The organism is Bradyrhizobium sp. Leo170 (assembly GCF_004296405.1).
Taxonomy (GTDB): domain Bacteria; phylum Pseudomonadota; class Alphaproteobacteria; order Rhizobiales; family Xanthobacteraceae; genus Bradyrhizobium.
In genome coordinates this window covers 1-6,485 of sequence record NZ_PSRR01000421.1, presented here as the reverse complement: position 1 = coordinate 6,485, position 6,485 = coordinate 1, and the positions used below count along the sequence as shown (strand labels likewise).

The window sequence follows — 6,485 nt, the reverse complement described above, 5'->3', positions numbered from 1 at the left end:
TCCTGCCTGGCGCGCGCCGACAGCTTGGTCGGATCGCGCCGCTTGGCCACATGGGCGGGGTAGGTCGAAGGGGCGATCGGCAAGACCCTGCAGATCGGCTCGACCCCATACGTCCCACGTTGATCGTCGATGAAGGCGATCATGGCTTGGACCGGCGGTCGAGCTCCGCCGTCGCAAAATAGGCGCTCGCCTTGCGCAGGATCTCATTGGCGTGCCGAAGCTCACGGTTCTTCCCGTTCCAGGGCCTTCAGCTTCTCAGCCATGTCGGTCGGAACGCCTGCCCGCTGTCGACCTCGGCCTTCTTGACCCAGTCATGCAGCGTCTGCGGCGTGCAGCCGATCTTGGCCGCAATCGAGGTCACCGCCGCCCAGCGGGACGGATGCTCGCTCGCGTGATCCAGAACCATCCGAACCGCACGGGCCCGGACCTCGGGTGAAAATCTGTTCGTCGTCTTGCTCGTCATGGCTCCATCCTCTCAGGAGCTGGAGCCTCCGGCAAACCCGGGGCGGTTCAAGGCCACGCTCGGCCAAGCCTTGAAGGACCTTAGAAACCCGACTGCGGAGCTCGGGCAGTCTGCGCAGAAGCGAGCTACACGTCTGCGTGCGCTGAGTGCGTGGCTTAAAGAAAATGCCAGGGGGACCATAACCTGGCGTGTTAACGGCGCTGGCAAGGAGCAGTTAACGCTGGACAACGATGTGCTAACGTTCCAACGCAAGCCTCCGGTCGCGCGCTGCGGCCGGAGGTTTTTACTAGAACAGGACATGCTTTGAGGCTACTCACGTTTCGAAAGCGCACAAGCCGGTGTGTGCCGCACGTTAGCCAATCAGAAGATCGCCCGCACGGGCGCGCGTCGGCAAGGCTCCGTCACCAGAAACTCCTCGCGCTTGGCGGCGCTGTTTGTTGTTTACGCTCACCGGCCTCTTGGCTAAGCCCAAAAAAGGCCGCCGCAATCAGCCAAAGCGGAACTGTCCACCGCCATTACCTGAGAAACTGCCAACATTGCGGAGCCGAAGATGTCTGCTGCCCGCGTAGTGCGACGCAGCTCTCCTGGTGCGACACCACAGACGAGCGGTCTGCGAGGCCTGAAGGGCTGACAATGCGTGGAAAGATCATGATGGTTTGAGCACTGTCGGCGTAGATGAGCATTCACAGTGTGTTCGTTTCTCAGCCATGGATCCGTGCGCTCGGTATTCCGTATGTGGATGTCCGATTGCCGCCTCAATGTCGTAAATCCGACGGAGCTGCCGGGGCAATTCCGCACGAAATGCTGTAGGTGGGCATGTTCTTCTCGTCCAACGAGGCGCAGTCGAGATTTTGTGGCTGGCACGGCGATTGCTGATGAGCAGAGACCACCGGATGGGTGGGTGAAGATGGTCGCAGCCGGACTTTAGTGTTCCCACGAATGAGAGGTTTCAGCAGACGGCTTGCAAGACGCGCCATTGCGGGCCAAGCCGCTGCCCCATCCCAAGTCACACAAACGTGCTTCAGTAATGAAGCGACGCGCCCGGACCCGAGCAGAATTTACACGAGCGCCAACGTCAAGAACTTACACGAGCTCAAAGAGACTTCTATGGAAATGCTGGACCTCATCGGAATTGGCATCGGCCCATTTAACCTTAGCCTCGCAGCGCTTATTGAACCTACTCCGCTCCGCGCACTTTTCCTGGAGAAGCGAGACGCACTCTTTTGGCATCCAGGCCTTGCGCTGCCGAACAGTCGCCTACAGGTGTCGCCGCTCAAGGATTGCGTGACCCTGGTCGATCCTACTAGCCCATATTCATTCCTCAACTATTTGGCACTGCATGGTCGGCTCTACAGCTTTGTCAACAAGCGCAATGCTTCAACGTCCCGGCGGGAGTTCATTGAGTATTACCGGTGGGTCGCAGGGCGACTCAATACGCTCCGCTTCTCCGAGGAAGTCAAGGATGTTGTTCCTTTTAGGGATGGCTACCGCATCAGCACGAATACAACCACATACTTGGCGCGCGCCGTTGTTGTCGGCGTTGGCGTAGAGCCCAAGATCCCGGCCTGTGCCAGATCTTTGCTATGTGACACCGTCTACCATGCAGCCGACTATCTCGAGCGGCAGCTACCGTATGCAGCCGAGCATGTGCTCGTTGTGGGAGGCGGTCAGAGCGGGGCTGAGATCATCGAGGATATTCTTACTCGTTCTGTATCCACCCAGATCACGTGGGCAACGTCGCGTTCGAACTTGTTTGCCATCGACGACAACAGTTTCGTGAATGAGGCTTACACGCCCGCCTATAGCCGTCGCTTTCACGCTCTACCGCTTCAGCAACGCCGGAACATAGTCGAGGGCGAGATGCTTACGAGCGATGGTATTTCTGTCGATTTGTGCAACCGCCTATATGAAATGCTGTACGAACGCAGCCTGGATGGCACGCTGGCCGACCGATTTCGTGTGTTGTCCAGCGTAGTCGTGAAAGACGTCACGTCCCACAACAAGCGCTGGCGAGTAGATCTAAATGAGATCGCAACGCAGCGAAATAGCTGCATCCTCGTCGATCGTATAGTGCTTGCTACAGGCTTCCAGCCACGTACGCCGCCCTTCTTGCAGGCCCTCCTCGAAGGCGCGTGTATGGAAGACGGCCTGCCCGTACTCGGCCCGGACTACGCAGTCCGCTTCAGTCGGCACATGCCAGGACCAATATATCTACAAAATCAAAGCCGCGTGCAGCACGGATTGCAGAGCGCCAATCTATCTTTGGTCGCGTACCGCAACAGCCTGATTATTAATAGCCTCCTCGGCCGACCGTTCTATTTGAATACATCCGACAGGCAGATGATTGAGGTTTACGCACCTTCGGACACGTCTGAACGAGACGCCGGTGTGGTTGCGATGCCATCAACCCGACTGGGTAGCATATGAACGGCGGTTCGACCTCACCGCTGCGGGGCCGGATTGCGGATGGAACGGCTAAAGCCGCCGACCAGCTTTCAGGCACGCTCGACTACCGCGCCTTTGCACCATTTTTGATTGCCTCCATTATCATTGCAGCAGCTTACGGCACTAGCTTTCTATTGCCGGACTACATGCATGCGCTCGGAACGGATAGTGGAGCCGCGGGTCTTATTATTTCCAGCGGCATGGCTGCGACTCTCGTTTCCTGTTGCTTGGCAGGCTGGCTGGCAAAGCGGATAGGCCTATTGCCCACGTTGACTGTCGCCTCGCTATTTATGGCCTTAGCCATGCTGGCCTTTGCCGGCGCTGCCCTCGATAGGCGAGCGGCGTACGGTGGAGGATTACTGGTGGGCTCTTCTTGGTCAGTGTTCTTCATTCTGGCACCGCTGCAGATCATCCGCCATCTACGTCCCTCAGCACGTATTCAGTATTTGACTGTCTTATCCGGATCACAAATGGCTGGGCTCGGCCTAGCGGCTCCACTTGGTCACTTGCTTGCAAAATACACTGGTTCGCTGGCCACGATTTATGCGGTGCTTGCGATTGCGTGCGTGATCGCAGCCGCCTGCGTAGACCTTACAAGACGCGCGATGTCGAGGCTATCGGCAGTGCCGATGCCGGATGTCGAAATTACACTGGCCGCGACTACGACACTGCTTCAGAAGTGCACAGCACTCCCCATCGCCATGATTGCGATTTCAGCCTGCATGTTCGCGGGGCTGTCCACATATCAGAGCGCGTATTCCGCATCACGTCACTTGAATTCCGATCTGTTCTTTCTCGTTTTTACTGCTACGAGCGTGGTACTACGCTTCTCGGTCGCTCACCTCATGGGCAGCCTGCCGTTACAGCGACTGGCGCTCACGCTCATCCTACTGACCGCTGCGTCTCTGGTGTTGTTCCTTCTCAATGGTGGCAGCACCTCACTCTATATCGCGGCCACCGTCCTCTTTGCCGCCGGCTATGGGTTAAGTTATTCAACCTTGAACACGATAGCCGTCAATCTTGCCGGCGAGCACGGCGTCTCCGTGCCCACTACCTCGCAGATCTTTACGCTCGCATACTTCCTCGGGCTCTTCGGCTTTCCCCTGGTCGGAGGGCAGTTGGTCCGTGGATTCGGCCCTGACGTGATGTTGCTGAGCCTATTGAGCGCGACCGCTCTTAATGCGGTGCTAGCAAGCCGCCTGGGGTAAAGCACAACTGATCCGTCTCATCTTACGAAGGAGCTCACACATGCTGACTGAGGCACAACAATCGAAATGGCATAAGGATGGATATCTTCGATTGGAACAGTTCTTCGATCCAGCCACGCGCGACAAGATTTCTCGTTTCGTTGAGGAAGTCGCACGTTGGGATGTAAGCTCCGACAAGTGGATGTTGTGGTTCGAGAAGACGAGTGACAGCCGCAAGATTATCTCCAAGGCCGAGAACTTCTTAGACTACCATGCCCCTCTACGGGAGGCGCTCCTGGCCGATGGCCGCATTCGTACAGCGGTCGAGACACTCTTGAATGAGGAAACACGGATGTTGAAGGAACTTCTGATCTTCAAGTATCCGGACAGCGGCGGATACCGCCCACATCAGGACATCTATCATATCCCGCACAAGATACCCGAACGCATGGTGCACGCAATTGCATCCATTGCCGTGGACGACTCGGACCCGGGTAACGGTGGGCTTTTCTTCACGCCAGCTCGCCATAAGGAAGGAGTGTTTCCGATGGATGCCGGCGGCGTGATTCGCCCGGAGATCGCCGAAACCTTCACATGGGAGCCGGTGCACTTGAAGGCTGGCGATGCTTTCATTTTCGACGATTATGCGCCCCATTACTCACTGCCAAACAAGAGCGATCGGTCGCGTCGTGCGATTCACTTGGTGTTCCAGCGCGCATCCACTGGAGGTCCGACACGCACCGAATACAACCGCATGAAGCGCGCCTACAACCCACCAGAGGAAGCGGTGGCGGATCTTGAAAACCTGAAGATTCCCAATGGCATATTCTATCGCGACTGATAGCCACGTTTGAGGAAGACCAACGTGTACACGAAGCAGGCCGATCATTCTCTGATGCGAACCGAATACGGCGTTCTGGTCTGGCGCCTTTTGGAGCATCTCCCGGAGGGTCTCAGCCCAGCATTTGGCGCTTCAGTCGTGGAGCTCGCTCCAGGCGATGCGGTCGACCCGCACGATCATCAGGAGCACGAACTTTGGGTGCTGATCTCTGGTCGTGGAGAATTCGAAGTCGACGGTCAGGTCCGTGAGGTTAGCGAAACGACCTTGTGTTACATGTCGCCACATCAGACGCACACTATCCGTAATATCAGCCAAGACAGCGCTCTCAAGTTTATCTCGATTTGGTGGGATTGACGTGCGCACCTATTTTGTCTGTCCCGCGCCGCCTTGCCCTAACGGCAAACTACATCTGGGTCACATCGGCGGCGTGTATTTACTCGCTGATATTTTCGTCCGCTTTCAACGCATGACCGGCCATCGGGCCTACTACATCACTGGCTCAGACGAGCACGGCACATATACGCTCGAAACGGCACGAAAGCTCGGCCAATCCTTTAGCGAGGTCGCAGAACGATACATTCACCAGATCTTACAGTGTTTGCGCGCCGTGCAAATTACTCCCGATGTGTTCGTGCGCACATCTAGCGCGATTCACAAGGAAAATGCGCTAGCTATATTCCGCGAGCTGCAAGGGGCCGGCTACGTCGACGTACGGCAGGGCGTCCAACTGTATTGCGACCATTGCGATGAGCTCGTTACGGACTCGCTCGCAACTGGCCGTTGCCCGGCTTGCTCATCGCCTTGCGACAGCAATCTGTGTGAGAACTGCGGGCTGGCTCTTCAGCACGACACAATCCGTGACGCACGGCACGTCACCTGCGGCCGCGATCTTGTGCTAAGACCCATCACGCAGGCCGTGTTCGACATGCCACGTCTCGCTCGCCCACTGCACGAAGCCATTGGAGAAAGCACATGGCCCGAGCCGATACGCGCCAAGGCGCGCGCTTGGCTACACCGGGAGGTGCGCGGCTTGCCGATGACCCGCCATTTCAGGCACGGTGTGGAGGTAAAACAGCCTGACTCTCTGATCGGCCAAACGCTGCTTACATGGTTTGAGGGCCTCTGGTGCTTCGACACCGGAATTCGCGAGCAATGCGCCCGCGCCGGTCTGGACGCAAACGCGACGTTGCACGACCAGAACACCGAGCTTCTTTTCTTCATGGGGCAAGATAACCGCTTCTATTACACGCTAGGTGTGGCCGGCGCTCTGCTCGCGCGCGGCTACCCAATTCCCAAAAATCACTCCGTCCAGGATTTCTACAAGCTGGAAGGCGAAAAGTTTTCCACCAGTCGTGATCATGCTGTTTGGGCCGATGAAGTGGCGCGCGAGGTGGGGCCAAACGTACTCCGTTATGCACTGGCGCGAGTGGCCAAGCCGTTTGGAACCGACGCAAACGATTTTGATCTCGACGGGCTCATCTCGGCAGCCTCACGCATTCGGGTCTGGGAAGATGCGTTACGCCGGTATGCAGAAAACGCACGCACAGTA

At 57.3% G+C, this 6,485-nt stretch carries 5 protein-coding genes, 1 pseudogene and 1 other annotated feature; of the genes and pseudogenes, 5 read left to right on the top strand and 1 reads right to left on the bottom strand.

The annotated features are described in order from the left end of the window. A pseudogene (locus CWO89_RS39165) lies at nt 1-463 on the bottom strand (transposase); the annotation flags it as partial. Continuing rightward, nucleotides 69-185: a sequence feature (AL1L pseudoknot), on the bottom strand. It overlaps the preceding pseudogene by 117 nt. A gap of 1,107 nt (nt 464-1,570) precedes the next feature. Here CWO89_RS39165 and CWO89_RS39155 point away from each other — a divergent pair. The 5 genes from CWO89_RS39155 to CWO89_RS39135 form a co-directional block, all read left to right on the top strand. Next, a complete protein-coding gene (locus CWO89_RS39155; RefSeq protein ID WP_155255674.1) occupies nt 1,571-2,890 on the top strand; it encodes a lysine N(6)-hydroxylase/L-ornithine N(5)-oxygenase family protein in 1,320 nt (439 codons plus the stop codon). Beyond that, nucleotides 2,887-4,116, top strand: a complete 1,230-nt coding sequence (locus CWO89_RS39150) for an MFS transporter (protein WP_051397365.1) — start codon at nt 2,887-2,889, stop codon at nt 4,114-4,116. Before CWO89_RS39155 ends, CWO89_RS39150 begins: the two co-directional genes overlap by 4 nt. Nucleotides 4,117-4,156: 40 nt before the next feature. Further along, on the top strand, nt 4,157-4,936 hold the full coding sequence (locus CWO89_RS39145; RefSeq protein ID WP_028169266.1) for a phytanoyl-CoA dioxygenase family protein: 780 nt from the start codon (nt 4,157-4,159) through the stop codon (nt 4,934-4,936). A gap of 24 nt (nt 4,937-4,960) precedes the next feature. Next, nucleotides 4,961-5,290: a cupin domain-containing protein gene (locus CWO89_RS39140; RefSeq protein WP_028169265.1), complete on the top strand. Its 330-nt coding sequence runs from the start codon at nt 4,961-4,963 to the stop codon at nt 5,288-5,290. 1 nt (nt 5,291) lies between these two features. Next, nucleotides 5,292-6,485, top strand: a 1,194-nt coding sequence (locus CWO89_RS39135) for a class I tRNA ligase family protein (RefSeq protein WP_130583662.1), incomplete at its 3' end; no start/stop codon positions are given.

Bases quoted from the DNA above. Each gene is read 5' to 3' on its own strand.
- CWO89_RS39155 (WP_155255674.1), top strand. From the start codon at position 1,571: ATGGAAATGCTGGACCTCATCGGAATTGGCATCGGCCCATTTAACCTT.
- CWO89_RS39150 (WP_051397365.1), top strand. From the start codon at position 2,887: ATGAACGGCGGTTCGACCTCACCGCTGCGGGGCCGGATTGCGGATGGA.
- CWO89_RS39145 (WP_028169266.1), top strand. From the start codon at position 4,157: ATGCTGACTGAGGCACAACAATCGAAATGGCATAAGGATGGATATCTT.